General features: G+C 38.6%; 22 protein-coding genes. 11 read left to right on the plus strand and 11 right to left on the minus strand.

From position 1 onward, the window contains the following. Positions 1 to 7: 7 nt before the first annotated feature. Both DCC39_RS12100 and DCC39_RS12105 read right to left on the minus strand, forming a co-directional pair. Entirely contained in the window at positions 8 to 460 is a 453-nt protein-coding gene (locus tag DCC39_RS12100; protein WP_116555165.1) for a DUF2269 family protein, read from the minus strand. A 94-nt stretch (positions 461 to 554) separates the two neighbouring features. After that, a complete protein-coding gene (locus DCC39_RS12105; RefSeq protein WP_116555166.1) occupies positions 555 to 1,349 on the minus strand; it encodes a TIGR00266 family protein in 795 nt (264 codons plus the stop codon). 156 nt (positions 1,350 to 1,505) lie between these two features. On the opposite strand from DCC39_RS12105, the gene DCC39_RS12110 reads away from it, so the two are divergent. Next, positions 1,506 to 1,778, plus strand: coding sequence for an alpha/beta-type small acid-soluble spore protein (locus DCC39_RS12110; protein WP_116555167.1), 273 nt, complete (start codon positions 1,506 to 1,508; stop codon positions 1,776 to 1,778). Between the two features lie 126 nt (positions 1,779 to 1,904). On the opposite strand, the gene DCC39_RS12115 is transcribed toward DCC39_RS12110, so the two are convergent. Genes DCC39_RS12115 through DCC39_RS12140 form a run of 6 tightly spaced genes read right to left on the minus strand, consistent with a single transcriptional unit; the run spans position 1,905 to position 7,827 of the window. Next, complete coding sequence (locus DCC39_RS12115; protein WP_165820856.1) at positions 1,905 to 2,753, minus strand: ATP-binding cassette domain-containing protein; 849 nt, start codon at positions 2,751 to 2,753, stop codon at positions 1,905 to 1,907. A gap of 13 nt (positions 2,754 to 2,766) precedes the next feature. After that, complete coding sequence (locus DCC39_RS12120; protein ID WP_165820857.1) at positions 2,767 to 3,516, minus strand: hypothetical protein; 750 nt, start codon at positions 3,514 to 3,516, stop codon at positions 2,767 to 2,769. After that, positions 3,494 to 4,069, minus strand: a complete 576-nt coding sequence (locus tag DCC39_RS12125) for an RNA polymerase sigma factor (RefSeq protein WP_116555170.1) — start codon at positions 4,067 to 4,069, stop codon at positions 3,494 to 3,496. Before DCC39_RS12125 ends, DCC39_RS12120 begins: the two co-directional genes overlap by 23 nt. 15 nt (positions 4,070 to 4,084) lie before the next feature. Then, positions 4,085 to 4,777 carry a hypothetical protein gene (locus DCC39_RS12130; protein WP_116555171.1) on the minus strand — a complete coding sequence of 231 codons (693 nt, stop codon included), beginning with the start codon at positions 4,775 to 4,777 and terminating at the stop codon, positions 4,085 to 4,087. After that, positions 4,770 to 6,962 carry an ABC transporter permease/M1 family aminopeptidase gene (locus tag DCC39_RS12135; protein ID WP_116555172.1) on the minus strand — a complete coding sequence of 731 codons (2,193 nt, stop codon included), beginning with the start codon at positions 6,960 to 6,962 and terminating at the stop codon, positions 4,770 to 4,772. The genes DCC39_RS12130 and DCC39_RS12135 overlap by 8 nt, the downstream gene beginning before the upstream one ends. After that, positions 6,955 to 7,827, minus strand: a complete 873-nt coding sequence (locus DCC39_RS12140; RefSeq protein WP_116555173.1) for an ABC transporter ATP-binding protein — start codon at positions 7,825 to 7,827, stop codon at positions 6,955 to 6,957. Before DCC39_RS12140 ends, DCC39_RS12135 begins: the two co-directional genes overlap by 8 nt. Positions 7,828 to 7,971: 144 nt before the next feature. Here DCC39_RS12140 and DCC39_RS12145 point away from each other — a divergent pair, with 144 nt between their 5' ends. From DCC39_RS12145 to DCC39_RS12160, 4 genes are all read left to right on the plus strand, one after another. Beyond that, positions 7,972 to 9,384, plus strand: coding sequence for a hypothetical protein (locus tag DCC39_RS12145; RefSeq protein WP_116555174.1), 1,413 nt, complete (start codon positions 7,972 to 7,974; stop codon positions 9,382 to 9,384). 75 nt (positions 9,385 to 9,459) lie between these two features. Further along, positions 9,460 to 10,419, plus strand: a complete 960-nt coding sequence (locus DCC39_RS12150) for a metal ABC transporter substrate-binding protein (RefSeq protein WP_116555175.1) — start codon at positions 9,460 to 9,462, stop codon at positions 10,417 to 10,419. 101 nt (positions 10,420 to 10,520) lie between these two features. Next, positions 10,521 to 11,228, plus strand: a complete 708-nt coding sequence (locus DCC39_RS12155; protein ID WP_116555176.1) for a metal ABC transporter ATP-binding protein — start codon at positions 10,521 to 10,523, stop codon at positions 11,226 to 11,228. Beyond that, the gene (locus tag DCC39_RS12160) at positions 11,174 to 12,022 is read left to right on the plus strand and encodes a metal ABC transporter permease (protein ID WP_116555188.1); all 849 of its coding nucleotides are present in this window, start codon (positions 11,174 to 11,176) and stop codon (positions 12,020 to 12,022) included. The genes DCC39_RS12155 and DCC39_RS12160 overlap by 55 nt, the downstream gene beginning before the upstream one ends. Positions 12,023 to 12,078: 56 nt before the next feature. Here DCC39_RS12160 and DCC39_RS12165 read toward each other — a convergent pair whose 3' ends face one another. The 3 genes from DCC39_RS12165 to DCC39_RS12175 all read right to left on the minus strand — a co-directional run bounded on the left by DCC39_RS12165 (position 12,079) and on the right by DCC39_RS12175 (position 14,352). After that, a complete protein-coding gene (locus DCC39_RS12165) occupies positions 12,079 to 13,470 on the minus strand; it encodes an MFS transporter (RefSeq protein WP_116555177.1) in 1,392 nt (463 codons plus the stop codon). Between the two features lie 96 nt (positions 13,471 to 13,566). Further along, complete coding sequence (locus tag DCC39_RS12170; protein WP_116555178.1) at positions 13,567 to 13,833, minus strand: NifU N-terminal domain-containing protein; 267 nt, start codon at positions 13,831 to 13,833, stop codon at positions 13,567 to 13,569. Positions 13,834 to 13,899: 66 nt separating this feature from the next. Next, positions 13,900 to 14,352: a GNAT family N-acetyltransferase gene (locus tag DCC39_RS12175; RefSeq protein ID WP_116555179.1), complete on the minus strand. Its 453-nt coding sequence runs from the start codon at positions 14,350 to 14,352 to the stop codon at positions 13,900 to 13,902. 171 nt (positions 14,353 to 14,523) lie between these two features. On the opposite strand from DCC39_RS12175, the gene DCC39_RS12180 reads away from it, so the two are divergent. From DCC39_RS12180 to DCC39_RS19950, 6 genes are all read left to right on the plus strand, one after another. Further along, positions 14,524 to 15,075 carry a GDSL-type esterase/lipase family protein gene (locus tag DCC39_RS12180; RefSeq protein WP_116555180.1) on the plus strand — a complete coding sequence of 184 codons (552 nt, stop codon included), beginning with the start codon at positions 14,524 to 14,526 and terminating at the stop codon, positions 15,073 to 15,075. Positions 15,076 to 15,168: 93 nt separating this feature from the next. Continuing rightward, positions 15,169 to 15,435 (plus strand): hypothetical protein, encoded by a 267-nt coding sequence (locus DCC39_RS12185; protein ID WP_116555181.1) that lies wholly within the window; start codon positions 15,169 to 15,171, stop codon positions 15,433 to 15,435. Positions 15,436 to 15,588: 153 nt separating this feature from the next. Further along, positions 15,589 to 16,356, plus strand: coding sequence for an alpha/beta fold hydrolase (locus tag DCC39_RS12190; RefSeq protein WP_240613632.1), 768 nt, complete (start codon positions 15,589 to 15,591; stop codon positions 16,354 to 16,356). 134 nt (positions 16,357 to 16,490) lie between these two features. Continuing rightward, positions 16,491 to 17,765 carry a Glu/Leu/Phe/Val family dehydrogenase gene (locus tag DCC39_RS12195; RefSeq protein ID WP_116555183.1) on the plus strand — a complete coding sequence of 425 codons (1,275 nt, stop codon included), beginning with the start codon at positions 16,491 to 16,493 and terminating at the stop codon, positions 17,763 to 17,765. Between the two features lie 424 nt (positions 17,766 to 18,189). Next, complete coding sequence (locus DCC39_RS12200; RefSeq protein WP_116555184.1) at positions 18,190 to 18,498, plus strand: metal-sulfur cluster assembly factor; 309 nt, start codon at positions 18,190 to 18,192, stop codon at positions 18,496 to 18,498. A gap of 185 nt (positions 18,499 to 18,683) precedes the next feature. After that, positions 18,684 to 20,003, plus strand: coding sequence for a globin-coupled sensor protein (locus tag DCC39_RS19950; protein WP_165820858.1), 1,320 nt, complete (start codon positions 18,684 to 18,686; stop codon positions 20,001 to 20,003). Positions 20,004 to 20,103: the final 100 nt, after the last annotated feature.

Genomic DNA, 20,103 nt, shown 5'->3' on the forward strand with positions numbered 1-20,103 from the left:
TTATTTTTCATGGTTTTAAAACCATTAGAGCAATAATAATCAAAAAAAGTAAATTAATTATTTGTTCATAATGGAAAAGCTCTTTCGATAACCGTTCATATTCTTCCGGGATCTCTTCACCTTTGTGTGTTTCTAACAGTGCTTTAATTGGCTTGGAACGTGGTGAGAGTACAAACGGTCCAAATGCAAGTCCAATTAAAAAAAGAAGCAAACTTGCCACATACCAAAATCTGTGAAAAAGGCTTGGATTAATGAATCCCATGAGTAAACCGGTCACGAGGAGAAGTGTACCTCCAATCATCACATAACTATGTAGACGATGTCGAATGGAATAGGCATGGCGCAGTTCCGTCATCGTCTTTGCTGATTTCGCAATTCGAGTTAAAACAAAACCCGGACCCATTCCTAATATCGCAGAAAAAATATGGATGAATACAAGTATTTTGTAATAAGTCTCCAATGGTACACACCTCCTACCGTTCAGATCAAACTCAATGGCACCTTTAAAAAATTAACGTTCAGAAGACGCAAACATCATTCTGAACGTTAATTTTTTATTTTCGGTCGCCGCCGAGTAGATCGAATAATCCTCCGGCTATACTGCCTTCGCCTTTGGAGCCGCCTCTTTCTGGTGCGGCTGCAAATATGCGGCTTGCGAGCCTGCTGAATGGAAGAGACTGTACCCATACGGAGCCAGGGCCGCGCAATGTAGCGAAGAAAAGGCCTTCTCCACCAAACAGTGCCGTTTTAATGCCACCAACATACTCGATATTATAATCAACGTTACCAGTCATCGCGACTAAGCAGCCTGTATCGACACGCAATGTTTCGCCAGGGCTTAATTCTTTTTTGTAAATGGTACCGCCTGCATGAACAAATGCCATACCATCACCTTCAAGCTTTTGCATGATAAAGCCTTCTCCACCGAAGAACCCCGTGCCGATTTTTCTTTGAAATTCGATTCCGACTGATACGCCTTTTGCAGCGGCAAGGAAAGCATCTTTTTGACAGATGATTTTCCCGTTTAATTCACTTAAGTCCATTGGAATGATTTTTCCAGGGTATGGCGCAGCAAATGAAACATGCTTAATCCCGCGGCCTTCGTTGGTAAAAGCCGTCATAAAAAGGCTTTCGCCTGTAAGCACGCGTTTACCTGCGCTGAACAACTTCCCCATAAGTCCTCCTTGTTTTGAAGCCCCATCACCAAAAATGGTTTCCATTCGAATGTCGTCTTCCATCATCATTAAACTTCCCGCTTCCGCAATGACTGTTTCCTCAGGATCAAGCTCTACTTCAACAAATTGCATATCATCTCCGTGTAATTCATAGCTGATTTCGTGATTGTTCATTCGTTATTCCTTCTTTCATTAATTAGAGTATGTTAAAAGAATTTCGTGAAACAGCCAAATATTCCTTCCAATAACAATAATAAAGGAGACTTGGATGAAACGCTAATTAAAGTTCTGTGTCATAGGAAAAACTATTAGTGGAAAGGAGGGGATAAAATGGCGAGAAAAAATAAAATATTAATTCCGGAAGCCCGGGAATCGTTAGATCAATTAAAAGGGCGCGTTATGAAAGCGAAAGGCTACAAGGTCGATATGCAAAATCCCGATAATGTAAAATATGAAGTTGCAAAGGAACAAGGGATCCCTTTGAAAAAAGAAAACAATGGCCAACTTACCGCAGAACAAGCCGGAAAAATTGGCGGTCCGATTGGCGGTAATATGGTGAAAGAAATGATAAAAATGGCTCAAGAACAAATGAAGCGTAATTGAAAAAATCCGCTGATTCTCTAGGATGGGGTCAGCGGATTTTTTCGTGTGAATTTCAAACGATACAGCAAAAAATATGAAAGAAAAAGGTTTCAGAACACTTGGATAGAAGCAATGGAAAAGTCCACTTTATTTTAACATTCTTTTGCGTATAAAATAAGCGTCCTCTATGGTAGGGGAAACTTTTTGAAACGATGGAAAAGGTGGGCACTTCGCGATGATGCGAAGTTCAGCTTCTTGTTCTGTCAGCTTAAGAGCGATCATGTTTTCATCTTGAAAAGAAGAGAGCAATTCGTTTGGAATCGTGCCAACCCACACAGATAACGGCAAATCTGTTTTCCAATCGTCACAAGAACCGTAAAAAATGATGTTTCCACCATCAAGCCAAAGGATATGATCGGCGATCGCTTCCCATTCATTTAATTCATGGGTTGCAATCAAAATCGTTTTTTTCCTTGATTGTTTCTTGCAATAGGACAAAAAACGCTGCCTTTCCATCCTGTCAAGGGAAGTAAGTGGTTCATCAAGCAAAATGTATGATGGATTTCCAAGGAACGCCTGTGCAGCACATAAACGCTGCTTCATTCCTTGAGACAACTTTTTTACCTTTTTATTTTTTATTTCTATCAGTGCAAAGGTAGACATGACAGCATCCAATTCAGTTTTGTGAACGTTGCCTTTTAATTGGGACATATAGTTAAGAAATTTCCGTGCTGTCATTTCTTCATAAATCTCCATCCCAGTCGGTAAAAAGCCAATCTCACTCCGCACAAATGGTAAATTATCCTCGATCGTAAGACCGTCATACACCACAATCCCTTTATCAGGAGTTATAGCTGTAGCTAACAATTGTAAAAATGTCGACTTCCCAGCTCCATTGCTTCCAACAACGATCGTGATTCCTTTATTTATTTCGATGTAATCGATGGAGAGTTCAAAATCCTCCCGTACATATGACAAATCTTGTATAACAAGCATAAAGCTGGCTCCTTCAATAATTGGCGGCATGCAAACTCTTTTTATAAGCTAAAAACAGCATCAGTACTCCAAACACTAGAATTGGCATATCGAACAGGAATAAATGAATGTCAATCACTTCGAGTTGACTTGAAATAATATTCATGATAAGCCAGCCGGCTGCAGCAATGACAAAACCAGTCTTTACTCCTTTCAGAAATGAAACATAGGCGAGCAGTCCTCCAAGAAACAATGTTGGCGCAAGCCACGTGAGCACAAATGGCAGGAATGCACCATGTAAAATGTCTGTGCTTAAAAAAGCCGTTGCGATTATGCCATAGAGAACAACCATTAGAAGCACGATGAGCATCCTTAAATAAAGCAGCAAAGCAGGGGGAAACGGTGCTACCATTTCGACCATTCGCATTTCTTTATTCCATGTTTTATAGCTGTATAAGATTGAACACAATAAAAAAATCGGCAGCAAAAGCGAGAAAGAATTGAAATCCAACACTCGATTAGAAGCGATAAAAGATAACAACACAAATGCAAATAAACTTATTACCCAAAAAACAAGTGGATAGGTTCGCCACTGGTTAAAAAATTGTTTTAGAATGGAAGGATTCCTTTTCATCGATGCCATTTCGTCAAACTCAGCTTGCAACCGGACAATTAAATTGTGTGTATCTTGTGCACTTGGAGAAGGTGACAAGTAACGATCCAACGTGGGCTTTAATTCACTTTCTAATTTTTGAAGTTCATCATCCATTACGCCGATCACCATCACTTTCCTTCGTGATTTTAAAACTTTTTAAAGAAGTTTTCAGTTTTTTCAATGCATGAAATAAGTTCGATTTCACCGTTCCGATCGGGAGATCCAATGCAGCAGCAATTTCTTTATACTTTAAATCTTGATAAAAACGCAATAGCACGATTTCTTTTTGTGTTTCTGATAGCTGTGACAAGGAAGCTAATATTTCTTTTCTTTCTTCTTGTTTTTCATAAATCTCGATAATAGAAGTTTTACTATCTTTCGGCTCTGGAATACGATCCAATTCTTGTTTTTCAGAGCGAAAAAATGCACTTTTCCAATAGTCACGGCATAGGTTTGTAGCGACTTGGTAGAGCCAAGGCTTTAAATTGTTTGGTTGTTTTTTTGCTTTTAACTGTCTAATAAGCTTCAAAAATGTTTCCTGTGTGAAATCTTCCGCTTTTTGAGGATCGTGAAGTTTTCGTTCGAGATAGCTGAACAAAGGGCTATGGTAGCGATGGATAAGCGCTTCAAATGCAGCTTGATTGCCATTCGCCATTTGTTCAAGCAATTCTTCATCTGTCATTCTATGTTCTCCTTCCTACTCTTCTTCTAGAACGATCCAACGTGTTCTTTTGTTCAATTGGATGGCTGAAATGATGGTTAATCCGCAAGCAAATAGCAATAAAAGCAACTGATTCAACCAAAAAGCAGTATCTTCCCGTATATAAATTGTATAGAGTGAAAAGGGGCCATTCCATTCGTTCCCCATAAGCGAAAAAAACATCCAAACAGCAAAGCCTAAAAGCCAGCCGCCATATAATTGTTTGGAAAATATAAGACCCGATGCCACAATTGATGAAATAAATAAATAGCCAGGGAAAGCTTGAAAAAATAAGTGTAAAATAGACGTACTTTTAAAAGCGGGTTTGGCACCGCTATAAGCAAATACGGTAGTTTCCATCATGTCAAATTTCGCTAAATAAATGAACGTCCATCCAAGGTGGAGCGTAAAGATTATTACAACAAGGAATAGTACTTTTCTTAAAAGCATGGCTATTAAAGAGACTGGAAACGTGGCGTATATCTCCATCATACTTCCGCTAAATTCACGCTGAAACAATAGGCCAGCCATCATCACGATAAGTGGAAGCATAATCATTTCATTATAATAGAAAATGGTTTTTGGTTCATCAGCCATTAGGATAGAAAGAATGACAAGGAGATAATAGGTGAAGGGGGCGAAAAGCAAAACGCTTTTCAGTCCTTTTAGCTCAGAGATAAGTTTACTCATCATCCATCACCTTCGTCCATTCCGTTTGCCAGTCTTCAAATGTGATCCTTGAATACTTGTCGTCGCCAATATCTTTCAATGTTAATCCTTTATCATAAAAGGTGTTCAACACTTGTTTTACCTTTTCTGTTCTTCCTTTAGAAACTGCATCCTTTACCATGTTAAAAACGTCAATATTTTTATCGTCATCTTCAAAGTCGAATGGAATGACATTTGGCGTTGTTTCGATTTCGTCGTCAGACAATTGAAGCCTGTCACGATAATATAAATAGAGAAAAGATTGGCGGATACCGTAAATAACGGATGTTTCATCAGGATTTGTACCTAGGTGTTCATCACCGAATAAGTTTGCACTAATGACTTTAACACGTTGATAATGATCCAAGTTATTATGTCTTGATGTTGTGTTCATGTATGTTTCATTGTGTAAACCTTCAAGTCCATATCCGAAGATTGGTAAGTACATCACTTGCTTCACATGAGGGACTGGTTTCCTAATCCATGTATTAAAATAGTCAATGGCATCAGCCGCATGATCGAGAAAGGCTTTCGCTTCAAGCTTGTTACTCGGCGTAGTAATAAGTGTTAATTCATGATTGTTGGACGTTAATTCGATGAAATTGCCTGCAAATAAATCGACACCATCCAGCTGTTTGCCTGCAAACATTTGTACACTTGTTTTCATGGAGCTTAAACCTATCGTGCTAAATAATTTATCTTTAAAACCTTTCGCTTTAATCGTGAAATCTGCCTTATCTAGTAAACTAGCATCATCTATGCAACTCAACTCATTTTCAAAGCTTTTTTCGTATAAATATTGATGACCCGGCAAAGGGTACCAAGCAATATTCGCTGGTAAATAAACATTGCCATCTCGAACAAATCCGTCGAATGTTTCATAATTGTCAATCCGGTAGCTCCATAAAAATAATTCGCCTTCATAACTAATTTTAATCTGTTGTTTACCCCTGTTTTTATCTATACTTGGTTGTTCAATTTCTACAAAGTCGTCGCTTTGCTTCCAGTTTACGGAATTGCCATTTATTTCAATGCTCTTAACTCGGAAAGCCCGATTTAAAGTGAAAGGGATCTCTTCATTTTTTGAAATTGCCTCCGTCGGCACGGTTATATCTGTTGTTACAGTTAGCCAATTTTGTTTATCTTTTTTCAAATCAATGTCATAACTTGTGACGCTGAATTTTTTGTTATCGTGTACTGTAAATTCCTCATCCTCACCAAAGCTAATTTCTTGGTTCCCATCATCATTGTAATTAATGATCGGCGCTGTTAGTACGTTATTTTTATAAACGTCATAACGCTCTTTCCATAGTTGGCCATATGGTACATATAATACGGCAGCGATTATGATCGCCACAATACTAAACATTTTCCAACGTTTCAATGATTCGCTTGGGCGAGCTGTTTTTAACATCGCGCTCATGCAGGTAAGCAGCATGATTGCAAACCCTATGACAAAAAGTCTTGAAAAGAATACTTCATCTTTAAGTAAAGAAAGTCCCCATGCTTCATTTCCAAAAAACTCGGTAGCGTCCACCATAAATTGATTCAGGTGAAAGGTTTTCAAGAAATAGAGGTTAAATCTTGAAATAACAAAAATATCAAGAAAGAATGTACCAAACATCCAAGCGCAAAAGCCGATTAAATAGACGATTCGGTTTTTAATCCAAACAGCAAGAAACATGGCAAGTGCGAGTGTAACCATATACGACACTTCATATTGAACCGCAAAAAAAGCGGTTTCTTTCAGTAAGACACTTACAGCAAGCTCGCGCTTCATTGCAAACCATACAAAAACAGCACACATGGACAATGTAAAAAGCGAAAGATATAAAATACCTGCGATATATTTTGCCGATAATACAGTTCCGCTTGAAATGGGTGATGCGGATAGCCAATCGTATGTTGGATTAACCAAATCTCTTCTAATGAATAAAATACCGATTAAGATTGCCAGACCGAGACTTAATGTATGTTTAATCTTATGGAAGCTATACGTGTACATAAATAAATCTTGAGATGGCGCGATTGCTTGTTTGGAAAACTCCAAAATTTGAGACAGATCGCTTATAAACCAAATGCCAAATAAAAGAGGAAGGAGCAAAAATACCCAATTTCCGAAAAGCTGCTTACTCTCTAACTTGAACTGCGTGATCCACTTAGCCATTCGCACCACGCCCAATCAAAGCCAAGTAGCCATCTTCTAAAGTTGGTTCAAGAAGTGTGGCGGAATCTGATGGCTTTATCTCTGCGATTACTTTGTGAACATAGCCGTCCGCTGTTTTTCGAGATGAAATAATTTGATTTTCGTTGAAAAATGATTGGCTATCCGCAGGAATTTCAACTTCCCATACTTTTCCTTCTGCATGATTTGTTAAATCGCTCGTGCTGCCCGTTGCTACAAGTTGCCCGTGATTCAAAACAGCAAGCTGCTCACAGCTGCTTTCAATGTCAGCAACGATGTGAGTCGATAAGATGACAGTACGATTCACACTGAATCTTGCGAGCAAATTGCGAAATCGAACACGTTCTTCGGGATCAAGCCCTGCTGTCGGTTCATCAACGATGATAAGATCGGGGTTGCCTAACAATGCTTGGGCAATGCCAAGCCGCTGCTTCATTCCACCCGAAAACGTCTTGATTTTCCGATTTTGTTTATCTGTCAGATTCACCTGCTCCAATAGTCGCAGAATTTCCTGCTTCCGTTCCTTTTTATTGTTGAATCCTTTCATCACAGCGCAATAATCTAGAAATTCGGCCGCGGTTAGTTGGGGAGGAAGTTGAAAGATTTGCGGCAAATAGCCAAGCTTACGGCGAATCGCCTCGGGGTTTTTTTTGAGGCTGAAGCCATCGATCATTGCGTCTCCTGAAGTGGCAGGCATGACAGTAGCCAATATTCTCATCAATGTTGTTTTCCCGGCACCGTTTGGGCCAAGTAGGCCAAACATTCCATGTTCAATGGTTAAATTGATATCGTCTAAAGCGAGTTCCTTTTTTTTGTATTGTTTTGTTAAATGCTGAATTTCAATCATGTTGCCACGTCCTTATAAAAATGATGTAGAATCGCGCGTTCTGTTCCTTAAACGATTAACGATGGAAAAAAGTTTATAATAAAATTTGTGGTATGATAATTTACATAGATAGAAGAAAGATAGATAGGTAGTGGAGTGTTGGAGATGGTTAAAAGAGTAGCTGGTATAGGATTTACAATTTTTGCAGTCGGTTATGTCATACTAAATTTTATTTCCATAATCTATGAAAACAATTTTATCGTTACTAGTCTATCAGTGTGCGGGTTGCTCGCGCTCTTTTTTGCTTTGATGACTCTTGAAAGAAGAGCGATTGTTTTACCATCGTTTTTAGTTTTATGTGCGGTGGCAATTAGTATATTTGATGCCAATACAAGCTTTTTTGCCGTCTTTTGGGAAGGTTCGAGGGCCATGCGTTCTCTCATCTCGATGCTTCTCGTTCTTCCGATTGTTGGGTGGGTGTTAAATCAAGAAAGTTATGTAGAAGATACGATCATCTTATTAAAAGATCGGATTAAAAATAGTAAAGTGCTTTATTTTGTGAATAGTTTTTTGACACAGTTGATTTCATTTTTCCTTTTGTTCGGGGCAATTGCTGTTGTTTACCAGATTGTACAATCTTTCTTTTCTAAGCATGACAGTGAAGCTTGGAAAAGATTTAAAGCAACCTCGATATTGAGGGGATTTGCTTTATCCACGATTTGGGTGATTAGCATCCCGAGCTTTGCCTATTCAGTGGAAGTGATGAACGCGGGATTGATTCCGGCACTTATACAAGGGTTTATTTTATCATTGTTAGGATTGTTATTATCAGTCTTCTACTTACATATTTATGAAAAAAGAAATAAAATCTCTATTTCAAAAGACATTAGTGAAACAATCTCAGAGGTTTTAGGCGGGGCAGATAGGAAGAAAAATCTACATCGAAATCCTTTGGAATTTCTATTTTTATTTTTGTCCTTACTCGCTTTAACGCTAATCGTCAATGCGCTTGTTCCGGTTGGTTTACTTACCATTATTCCAATCGTTGTCGTTTGCTGGGCTGTTGTCTATTTTCTCGTTAAAAAGAAGTTTCGTCATTTTATAGCTGAAGGGAAGCGTTATATTAAGGTAGGCGTGTCCAGTCGGACACAGGAAACTTCCTTGCTTTTTGCCGCTGGCCTTTTGATTGCAGCATTAAATTCTTCAGGGTTATCTGTTACTGTTATGGAAGGAATCTACCACTGGACTGAAAATATTCCGGGTTTAAACTTTCTGTGGGTACTCCCATTCATTGTCGTGTTTTTAGGCTTTTTTGGGATTGGTCCGCTTACAGTTATGGTAATCATTGCTGGCATTGTGAAAAGTATACATTTGCCTTATCCGCCAGAATTAATCGTGCTTACGATGACCCTTGGCAGTGCGATAAGCATTATGTTTTCACCGGTAATCATTCCAGTCATTTTTTTAAGCAGCATAAATGGACAAAGTCCTATCGAGAACAGCATTAAGCAAAATTGGAAATTCGCGATTGGTTTTTATTTGTTAGTGGAGCTGTACATCCAGCTGATGATTTTATAGCCATTTTTTTGTTGACAATGCTGGAGTAATTCTATAAAGTGTAAATCGTAACCATTACGATTTGCGGAGGGGAAAATGAAGAAGATTTGTTTTAAAGCACTTTTAATCCTATTTGTTGTTAGCACGATTTTTATCGCCGGATGTGGAAATAATGATGGAATTTCCAAAAACGAAGAAGCGTTAGACAAGGAAAAGCTCAAAGTTGTTGCAACGTTTTACTCCATGTATGATTTTACAAAAAATGTCGCGAAAGACAAGGCTGATGTCCAATTGCTAATTCCGTCGGGTGTGGAGCCTCATGATTGGGAACCGTCGCCAAAAGATGTTAAAAATATTCAAAGTGCAGATTTGTTTATTTATAACAGCGAACATTTCGAAACATGGGTGCCAACCATTGAAAAAAGCTTGCAAAAAGCAAATACCGTTTTTGTCAAGGCAAGTGATGGCATCAGATTAATTGAAGGAAATGAACATGACCATGAAGAAGAAGGTCATGGACATAACCACAGCCATGAAGTAGATCCTCACGTATGGTTAAGCCCAGTCTTAGCGCAAAAAGAGGTAGAAACAATTACTAAAGCGCTCATCGAAGCTGACCCAGACAATCAATCATACTATGAAGAGAATAGTAAAGAGTATATCAATAAATTAAAAGAGTTGGATAATGAATACCGTGCATCATTAGAAAATGCAAGTTCGAAGGAATTTATTACGCAGCATGCCGCTTTTGGTTACTTGGCGAATGAATATGGCCTGAAAGAAATGTCGATTTCGGGATTATCTCCATCACAAGAACCGAGCCCTGCTAAACTGGCAGAATTGAAAAAGTTTGCAAAAGAACATCATGTGAAAGTTATTTATTTCGAAGAACTGGCATCTCCTAAAGTAGCTGAAACTTTAGCGAAAGAAATAGGCGCTGAAACGGAAATTCTTAGTACGCTAGAAGGATTAAGTAAAGAATCGCAGGATCAAGGGCTTGACTATCTAAAAGTGATGAAAAATAATTTAAAAGCACTTGAAAAATCTTTACATTAGATTTGAATCAAAAAAGTGTGTATCGGGAAGATGCACGCTTTTCCTTTGAATCATTCAGACAGTTCCAACTTCTAACTTCTAAATTGAAAGGGTTGTTAGTCATGAAGCTGATTTCTTTGGAAAATATCGTATTTGGTTATTCCCACTTCCCAACATTAAACGGGATTTCTTTCGACATTGAAAACGGTGAATTTGTTGGTATCGTCGGCCCGAACGGTGCTTCAAAATCAACATTGTTAAAATTAATGCTTGGACTGTTAAAGCCATGGAAAGGAAAAGTAAAAATCAGCAAGAAAAATAGTGAAGGAAACCGTCTGAACATCGGTTATGTGCCACAGCAAATCGCCTCATTTAACGTTGGTTTTCCAAGTACAGTCATCGAACTGGTTCGTTCTGGACGATTTACAAAAGGAAAATGGTTAAAAAAATTGAACAAAGAAGACGATAAACTGGTAGAGAATGCGTTGGACATGGTTGGCATGTGGGAATATCGAGATCATAAAATCGGCGAGCTTTCCGGTGGGCAAAAACAAAAGATTTGCATTGCCCGTGTATTGGCGTCGGATCCAGATGTGTTAGTATTAGATGAACCGGCAACTGGGATGGATTATGAAAGCCGCCAAGGATTCTACGAGTTTATGGCCCATCAAGTCAAGCATCACAATCGAACAGTTGTTATGGTTACACATGAACAAGCGGAATTGGAACGTTACTTTGATAAAATTATTATGCTGGAAGAAGGAGACCACGGCGGATGGAAATGTTTGACCTTGAATTCATGCGACGGGCATTTTGGGCCGGTGGATTAATTGCAATTATTGCACCAATGCTAGGTATTTTTCTTGTGCTTCGCAGGCAAGCGCTCATGGCAGATACGTTGTCCCATATTTCTCTCTCGGGGGTCGCCATCGGCTTTTTTATTCATACAAACATCGCTTTAACCAGCATGCTCGTTGTTGTCATAGGAGCGATTGGAGTTGAATACATGCGCCGTGCTTACCGGACATATTCTGAAGTTTCGATTGCTATTTTAATGGCGGCAGGATTGGCATTTGCCTTATTTCTTATGAGCCTGTCTGAAGGCGGCATGACGATGAATGTCGAACAGTATTTGTTCGGTTCGATTGTTACGATCACAGATGAACAAGTGTACGTTTTACTAGGAGTAACGATTTTAACGATTCTTTATTTTATATTTTTAAGAAGGCCATTATATATTATGACTTTTGATGAAGACACCGCATTCACAACTGGAATTAATACAAATCTGCTTTCTCTCACCTTCAGTATTTTAACCGGGTTGGCTATCGCTGTTATCATTCCTACAATCGGTGTTTTGTTAGTCTCGGCTTTGCTCGTTTTGCCTGCTGCTTTTGCAATTAAAATAGCCAAAGGTTTCAAAATGGTTTTTATTTCGGCCATTTTAGTTGCTTTGTTCAGTATGTATACCGGTCTTTTATCTTCATACTCATTGGGAACACCGCCTGGCGCAACAATAACATTGCTATTGGTTATCATCTTATTGCTCGGTTTTTCACTTCAAAAACTATTACGATTTATCACTCGGGAAATTAGAAAAAAAGCAAATCAAAGGATTCATTAATTAAATCTACTTACCGGTAACAGCTGGTTATTTTATATAAAAAAGTAAGCTCCCCATCAATCGGGAGTTTTTGTTTTGGCGGAAAGAGGGGAATTAGTAAAGGAATTTCTTTTGTTTTTCTTAAATACGTAAATCAAAAGCACACAACACGAAATAAACGACAAGAAAGCGAAAAACAGAAATGTGTTTTGATATTTAATCATTGCTGCTAAATGTTTTTGTTTTGTAACAAAGACTCCGGCGATTGATACGCCAATACCAACCCCGATAAAGTTGATTAGTTGCTGCAAACCAAGTCCTGCACCAATTTGTTTTGCAGGCAAAATTCGCGTTAATTCATTGGAAATGCTCGCAGTTAATGAGAAAAATCCTAAACTCATCAATAGATAAGCAAGGACGGTCAACGATGAATGGTAGGCCGATAATAGGAAAAATAGCGTTGTAGAACACAAAAGCAACACATTCCCTAAAATCATCGTAAGATTTGTTCCAAACCGATCAATGAGGCGGCCCACAAAAATAGCTGAGACAGCTGACAACATGGCACCTGGAAAGATCGCAAATCCAATTTCCATTGACTGTTTTCCATAAAATTCCGATAGATACAACGGCATGCAGAAAAGGGTTGCGAAGTGGGCCGAAAATGCTGTAAGCCCAATAAAAACAATCATTAAATAAGAGCGGTTTTTAAGCAAATCAGATTGAATGAAGGGAGCTTTTGCTCTACCGATATGCCACCATAAAATCCCGAATGCTGCTAAACTGATAGCCAGATAAATAAAGTGAAGAGTTGTCAAAAATAACATGAAATTTGCTGTGGAAGCGGCAACGAACAGGCATCCCCAAAAATCAAATGTCCCTTTGTTCAGCTGTTCATGAGGCAAATGTTTGAAAAATACAGGAAGTAAAAACAATACAAGGCAAGTAACAAGAAATAAAAAGTTCCAACCAAGTTTTTGGGCAAGGAGCCCTCCAACCACTGGACCTAAGCCAAATGCGAGAGAGGCAGCTAAAGAAATGGATGCCATCGCTCTTCCCCTTCGAACGAGAGGGATATATCTTGCCGCAAGCACCATGCCCAACGCTTGAGACGCGCCCGCACCCGACGCTTGGACTATTCTGGCTGCCAACAAGGCTAGAAAAGTATTTGAGAAAAAAGCGGCGAGCGAAGCGAGGCCGAACGTCATCATCCCAATCATTAACAGCTTTCTGATTGGAATAAAGTCTGACAGTCTGCTGAAAGTAAATGTGGATAATGCTAAAAATAAAGAATATCCAGTAACAATCCAAGATCCGGCAGCAGGCGAAATTTGTAAATCTGAGATGATTGACGGCATGACGACATTAAACATTGATGTATTCATCAATACAAGCCATACCATAATACTCCAAAAGGGGATAATAATCTTCTCGTTAAATCCTGGCATTTTTTCTGCTGCATCTGGCATTTTTTCACTCTCCTCCGGTTATAACTTTAAAAATATTCAGATATTTTCAAGTAATAGTGAATCCGAGCAAAAAATGCCCGGATTTTGTCAAACAGATTAATTTTCGTTTTCAAATACTTTTTCGATTTGAGGGAGAACGGTATCCCAATCCGCTTCAAAGGTTTTATTGACAGTGATGAAGTCTTGATAGCCAAAAACATTATCAACGCCTTCAATTTGAATTAAGGCAGCGGCAAGAGGGTGATCAGGAGTATCGCCTTTTTTATAAGAGTAGCTTTTCGTTCCTTCAAAAATTGTTTTGTTTGCGGTAAATTTTAAAGCATTTGGGTTAGGTGTTTGCTCAACTTTTACAGATATTGCCATTTTTAAACCTCCAATCATTCACTCATTTACTCTATCGTACCATATCAACAACGAAAAGGTTGTTACTTAGAAGTTAAAACAATACCGATTGGAAACAATATCATGAAAACCTAGGGAATTATATAAATGCTTTGTTACAGAATTATTGACGCCTGTTTCCAATTCGATGCCCCGAATGTTTTCCCTTTCCGCCCAACGAATCAAATGCAAGAGCAGTTTCTTGGCGATTCCTTGGTTTCGATAATCATTGTGGACGAATAAATCGTTAAGCCAAACGTACGGTCCGCCCATCTTTAAACTGATCCCTACATTAAAAAAGGCAACGCCTAAAATGTCTCCATTTTCCTCAGCTACAAGTATATTAGCGGGAGAATCTTCAGTTAATGCTTCATTAATTCCGTTCAGTAAAAGCTGGTACGCTTCATCTGAATCATGGCGCGTCATTTGCTGCATGAGCAGACCGGCAATTTTTTCTATTAATTGTTGATCGGCGTGAACCGGAACTTGATAGACTTTCATCTTTTCCCCCCTAACGGCGTGATTTTTCTCTAATGGTTATTATAACGAAGAACAGCACAAAAAAGTTATAAAATAAAATTTTAGTATAAATGTTTATAAAGTGAAACATTTTAGTAATCTTCATCGTTTAATATATGTAGATAAGGAGTTACACGGATAAAGGTGATAACAATGCCAACATTAGTTTGTTTCGGAGATAGTTTAATTTCTAAAGAAAAAGAAAATAATGGCAAACGCCGGTTAACCTCAATCATTCGTGAAGAGATGTCTTCTTGGATTGTCATCAATTCGGGTGTCCATGGCGGGACATCTCGAGATGGCTTGGCAAGGTTTCAAGAAGATGTCCTTTACCACGATCCTGATGTTGTCTCCATTTTATTCGGAACGAATGATGCAAGCACCTTGAAACCTGTCACAATAAACGAATTTAAAACAAATCTCCTTTACATGGTTAGAAGAGTGTCACCTGAGAGAACAATATTAATTAGCCCTATCCCATTTTACAATGAAAAACGGGAAATGAGTGTAAATGATTCGATTGAGAAATATGCGATAGAAACAAAGAAAATTGCTGAGGAAACGGGCTGCTTATTTATTGATTTATGGAAAATTGCCAAGAATGAAAAGCGGCTTGCCTCAGACGGAGTTTCAATTCAAAAAGACGGCTACAAAATCTTGGCAAATGAATTAATGGCCAAAATGCAAAAAGTTTACCTTAAATAATATCACGAAAAAGTAAAAATTAAAATGTTTTATATCGAAAGGTCTAGGGTATTTTATTAAAGACACAACTATTTATTAGAGAGGAGCTTCACAGTGAAAAAAAGAGCGATACTATTATCAGCACTTGCGCTTGCCGGTTATTACCTGAAAGACAAAGAACGGAGAGATCATTTATTCGAAAAAATAAATGAAGTGAAAAATCAATTTATGAATACAAATTCATCAAACCACAATAAAATCCCCGAAGAATTTCCGATTGAAAAAGGAGGGCATCCATACCCTCAGGATTTTGAAGACAACAAAATGGTGTCGGAAGGTTCCCAGTACTCTGTGAAATATTATAACGAAAACGAACAATAATCCATCCGGTTGGAGGATGGATTATTTTAGTATTCGAAATTTTTTTTCGATTCCTCCTTTCATAAAAATAGGTGTATGATATAGGTAGAAGCCAGATTCCTATACATTTTCCCAATTTATTATTACTTCCTAAAAATGAAAAGGAGAAATCACTTGATAACTGTAGAACACGATTTTACTGATAACCTTCCATTTTTACATGTCGTTTTAAGCGAGAAGAAAGATGAACAGCTTCCTGGTATCATTTTCGTGCATGGGTTCGAGAGTGCGAAGGAGCACAATCTTCACTATGCCTACTATCTTGCGAAGCGAGGGTTTCGTGTACTTCTTCCAGAAGCTCCGCTGCACGGTGAAAGAAAGGCTCTTATGACGGAATCGGAATTAAATTACTCGTTTTGGGAAATCGTACTGCAAATGATTAAAGAGCTTGAAATTTTTGTGAATGCCTTTACCCACAAAGATCTTCTGGATAAGAAACGCATTGGCCTTGCAGGAACTTCTATGGGCGGAATTATTACGCTCGGTGCTTTAACCCAATATAGCTGGGTGAAAGCAGCAGTGTCCTTAATGGGCTCGCCCTCCTATGAAGTGCTCGCCAAATCGAAAATGGCCTCCCTTAAGAAAGACAAAAATGACATTCCATTTTCTGAAGAAGATCTTGAAAAATTGTACACTCAACTTCGCAAGTTTGATTTAAGTCTGCAACCTGATAAATTAATGCAGCGCCCTTTGTTATTTTGGCATAGTGAAATTGATGAAGTCGTTCCTTTCGGCCCAACATTTGATTTTTATTTAAAATGCAAAAAGCATTACACGGATCATCCCGACCGAATCCATTTTATTGTTGATAAAACGAGCGGTCATAAGGTATCACGCGAAGGTGTGATTGAAACGGTTCGCTGGTTTGAAAGGTACATTTAATTTCTACAAATGTACAAAATTATAGTTGTTACAACCTTTTGCTTTAGTATATAATTAAGAAATAGTCACTTTTCATTACAAATTTCTTATGGGGTGGTAAGCCGAACAAAATTTATTTCAAAGGTGGGATACAAATGCAATCTGTAAATGTAACAAATGTTGAACAGGAATCTTTAAATCCATATGAAATTGTGCAAAAACAAATTGAAACGGCTGCTTCAATTCTTAAGCTTCCGGAAAATATTACGGAAATTTTAAAAAGGCCGAAACGCGTCTTAACAGTGAATTATGCGGTTAAGATGGACGACGGTTCAATCGAAGTGTTCGAAGGCTATCGTTCACAGCATAATGATGCGCTCGGGCCGACGAAAGGCGGCATACGTTTTCACCCTGACGTAACGCTAGATGAAGTAAAGGCTCTGTCAATGTGGATGACGTTTAAATGCGGTGTTGTCGGTTTGCCTTATGGCGGAGGAAAAGGCGGTGTTATTGCTGATCCGCGTCATTACAGCTTAGCTGAAAAAGAACGGATGAGCAGAGGCTTTATGGAAGCGATCGCTGACTTCGTTGGGCCTGACAAAGATATTCCAGCGCCAGATGTTTATACAAATGCTCAAGTAATGGGTTGGATGATGGATACGTACAGCAAAATGAAAGGCAAGTTCTCCCCAGGTGTCATCACCGGAAAACCGCTTAGCATCGGAGGATCTCAAGGCCGAAACGAAGCCACTGCAAGAGGCTGTGTCATAACGATTAAAGAAGCGTTAAAGGAATTGGATTTACCAGTCGAGAACGTAACAGTTGCGATTCAAGGATTTGGAAATGCAGGCCGTATCGCATCTAGGCTGCTTGCAGACTTAGGCTGCAAAATTGTTGCCATCAGTGATTCACAAGGCGGCATCTATCACTCTGAAGGCTTAGATGTGGATGATGTTTGTGTATGCAAAGACGAAAGCTCAATTTCGAACTATACTGCAGTAGAAAGGCATATTACAAGTGACGAGCTTCTAGAGTTGGATGTCGATGTACTCATTCCGGCTGCATTGGAAAATGTGATCACATCCCAAAATGCCGAGAGAGTGAAAGCGAAAGTGATTGCTGAAGCGGCAAATGGTCCTTGTACGCCTGAAGCTGATAAAATATTAAATAAAAATGGAACGCTTGTGATTCCAGATATTTTGGCAAATGCAGGGGGAGTAACGGTTTCTTATTTCGAATGGGTTCAAAATCTGGCGAATTATTATTGGACTGAGGAAGAGGTAAACGATAGGCTGCAACAAAAAATGACAACAGCTTATAATGAGGTAAAAGAAATTTCTGAAAAATATGCTGTTGACAGAAGAACTGGCGCGTTTATGATTTCTTTGCTTAGAATTTCCGAAGCGATGAAAGCTAGAGGCTGGGTTTAAAATCTTTTTCCTTAGGAGAATGCACTCCTAAGGAATTAAAATATATTTCAATTCTCTTTTCATTGTCCTTTATTAAAAAGTGCGTTCAGAAAGGAGGACAACGAGAGGCAAGAAGGTCGAGGAAGCGTAGCTCTGAGCACCGCAGCGTATGTTTGTAGAATACGTGAGGAGCGGAAGAGCAAGCTGACGTAGAGATTCGCAGCCTATCGTTCCCGGACTTTTTGAACAACCTCTATAAGCAGTTCATTTTCATTCATTCTTTTGAAAGGATATACTTTAAGTGTGTGTTCAAAAGTGAAGAGAAAGAAGTTCACCAGCTTACCCCTGATTAAAGTGACATCGAACTCTCTTTCGACTTCAGCCTTTTGAATACCTTACTGTATATTTGAACTTCCTTCTAAAGAATAATGAAAGGAGAATCGAAATGGATACCGAAATGAAAGACAGAATGATGAAAGCTTTAGAGAATGTTATCGACCCTGAGCTTGGCATCGATATCGTGAATCTAGGACTTGTATATGACGTAGAGTTGAACGACGATGGCGTGGCAATTGTTACAATGACATTGACAGCGATGGGCTGCCCTCTTGCAGGTGTGATAGCGGACGAGGTCAAACGTGCGTTGTCTGATATTCCAGAGATTCAAGATGCGGAAGTAAATATTGTATGGTCGCCGCCTTGGTCTAAAGACAGAATGTCTCGAATGGCGAAGATTGCTTTAGGTATACAATAAGAAAAACCGCTAACGCGTTCTTTCCGGAAGGTAAGATTTGATTAAAAAAAATTATATTAACAAAAAAACCATTTCTTAAATGAAATGGTTTTTTTGTTTGCAGAGCCTATTAATGAAATGATAAATAAACCGATAAATAAGAGTAGGTCTTTAAATTTGTACATAATAGAAAGGAGATGTTCGGAATGAAACAGGCGATAATCTCTTCTTTGTTTAAAAAAAATAAAAATGCTTCAATATCTCTGATTGAAAAAAACAATCATACAGAACCAATTCTTAATTTTGAAAAAGACAGCGACCTAGAAAAACAGTTGAAGATGATTGGGTTAACGGAAAGCGACTTGTTGATTGCCCGAGCTTTAAAAGAATATGTTGAGCCCTATTTAGACGAAATTGTAACAAGTTTTTACGCTAGGATGGAAAATGTTTCTGAGTTAATAAGCATTATCAATAATAACAGTACAGTAGAACGGTTAAAGAAAACATTAAGGATTCACATTTCTGAAATGTTTGACGGTGTCATTGATGAAAAATTCATTCATAAACGAATTCGCATTGCCCACGCGCACGTGGAAATCGGGTTAAAACAAAAATGGTACATTGCGTCATTTCAAGGCATACTAACTGGACTGATGAAAGTAATCGAAGAAAACATTCCTGATCCTTCTGAAAAGATGACAGCTTTAACTGTCGTATCTAAACTTTTAAATTTTGAGCAGCAAATCGTAATGGAAGCTTACGACAATCAAATTGAAAAGCTTCGTGATGCAGATTTGAATAAACAACAAGATTTACGTAAAGCAGTTGGAATCACAGCAAATGAATTAGCTGCACTAACAGAAGAAACGAGTGCATCAATTGAAGAAATAACAGCACAAGTGGAGGAGATTTCTGCACAGTCATCAACGGGTACACAGATGGCTGAACAAGCAGAAGAGACAGCTAATTTAGGCAAACAACAGCTTGATGCTTTGCATCAAACATTTGTTCAAGTTCAAGAAAGTACAACTAAAATTAGCGAAGAAATTGAAAGCCTTGAGAAAACGTCAAGCCAAATTGGCGATATCGTTGAGATTGTAAAATCCATCGCGGAACAAACGAATCTTCTCGCGTTGAACGCATCAATTGAAGCTGCAAGAGCTGGTGAACATGGCCTTGGGTTTGCGGTTGTTGCAGACGAAGTCCGTAAACTTGCTGAACAGACATCCCAGTCAGTCACTCGAGTAACGGATTTGATAGAGCAAACAAATGACCAAATCCGAGTTAACTCTTCATCTATCAAACAAGTAGAGTCAATCATCGCAGTGGGCGGGAAGAAGATGGAAGATACCGAAACAGCTTTTGAAGAAATAGTAAATGCAATGAATGAAGCAAAAAGTATCAATGAAAAGATGCAAACAGATTTAGAGGGCGTTAACGAAGTCATCAATGAAATTGCGAAAGCCGCTGAGTCTATTGCGGTTTCTGCAGAAGAATTAAATAAAGCGACAGAAAAACTTAATTAAAAAGGATCAGCCCTATGTGAGCTGATCCTTTCCGGGTCTGCGTAAAATCTTGTGTAAGTAATATTCGGCAATCTTCGCAAGGCAAGAAAACATAGGTATG

The organism is Pueribacillus theae (assembly GCF_003097615.1).
Classification (GTDB): domain Bacteria; phylum Bacillota; class Bacilli; order Bacillales; family UBA6769; genus Pueribacillus; species Pueribacillus theae.

Bases quoted from the DNA above. Each gene is read 5' to 3' on its own strand.
- DCC39_RS12105 (WP_116555166.1), bottom strand. From the start codon at position 1,349: ATGAACAATCACGAAATCAGCTATGAATTACACGGAGATGATATGCAA.
- DCC39_RS12110 (WP_116555167.1), top strand. From the start codon at position 1,506: ATGGCGAGAAAAAATAAAATATTAATTCCGGAAGCCCGGGAATCGTTA.
- DCC39_RS12115 (WP_165820856.1), bottom strand. From the start codon at position 2,753: ATGCTTGTTATACAAGATTTGTCATATGTACGGGAGGATTTTGAACTC.
- DCC39_RS12120 (WP_165820857.1), bottom strand. From the start codon at position 3,516: ATGGTGATCGGCGTAATGGATGATGAACTTCAAAAATTAGAAAGTGAA.
- DCC39_RS12125 (WP_116555170.1), bottom strand. From the start codon at position 4,069: ATGACAGATGAAGAATTGCTTGAACAAATGGCGAATGGCAATCAAGCT.
- DCC39_RS12130 (WP_116555171.1), bottom strand. From the start codon at position 4,777: ATGAGTAAACTTATCTCTGAGCTAAAAGGACTGAAAAGCGTTTTGCTT.
- DCC39_RS12135 (WP_116555172.1), bottom strand. From the start codon at position 6,962: ATGGCTAAGTGGATCACGCAGTTCAAGTTAGAGAGTAAGCAGCTTTTC.
- DCC39_RS12140 (WP_116555173.1), bottom strand. From the start codon at position 7,827: ATGATTGAAATTCAGCATTTAACAAAACAATACAAAAAAAAGGAACTC.
- DCC39_RS12145 (WP_116555174.1), top strand. From the start codon at position 7,972: ATGGTTAAAAGAGTAGCTGGTATAGGATTTACAATTTTTGCAGTCGGT.
- DCC39_RS12150 (WP_116555175.1), top strand. From the start codon at position 9,460: ATGAAGAAGATTTGTTTTAAAGCACTTTTAATCCTATTTGTTGTTAGC.
- DCC39_RS12155 (WP_116555176.1), top strand. From the start codon at position 10,521: ATGAAGCTGATTTCTTTGGAAAATATCGTATTTGGTTATTCCCACTTC.
- DCC39_RS12160 (WP_116555188.1), top strand. From the start codon at position 11,174: ATGGAAATGTTTGACCTTGAATTCATGCGACGGGCATTTTGGGCCGGT.
- DCC39_RS12165 (WP_116555177.1), bottom strand. From the start codon at position 13,470: ATGCCAGATGCAGCAGAAAAAATGCCAGGATTTAACGAGAAGATTATT.
- DCC39_RS12170 (WP_116555178.1), bottom strand. From the start codon at position 13,833: ATGGCAATATCTGTAAAAGTTGAGCAAACACCTAACCCAAATGCTTTA.
- DCC39_RS12175 (WP_116555179.1), bottom strand. From the start codon at position 14,352: ATGAAAGTCTATCAAGTTCCGGTTCACGCCGATCAACAATTAATAGAA.
- DCC39_RS12180 (WP_116555180.1), top strand. From the start codon at position 14,524: ATGCCAACATTAGTTTGTTTCGGAGATAGTTTAATTTCTAAAGAAAAA.
- DCC39_RS12195 (WP_116555183.1), top strand. From the start codon at position 16,491: ATGCAATCTGTAAATGTAACAAATGTTGAACAGGAATCTTTAAATCCA.
- DCC39_RS12200 (WP_116555184.1), top strand. From the start codon at position 18,190: ATGGATACCGAAATGAAAGACAGAATGATGAAAGCTTTAGAGAATGTT.
- DCC39_RS19950 (WP_165820858.1), top strand. From the start codon at position 18,684: ATGAAACAGGCGATAATCTCTTCTTTGTTTAAAAAAAATAAAAATGCT.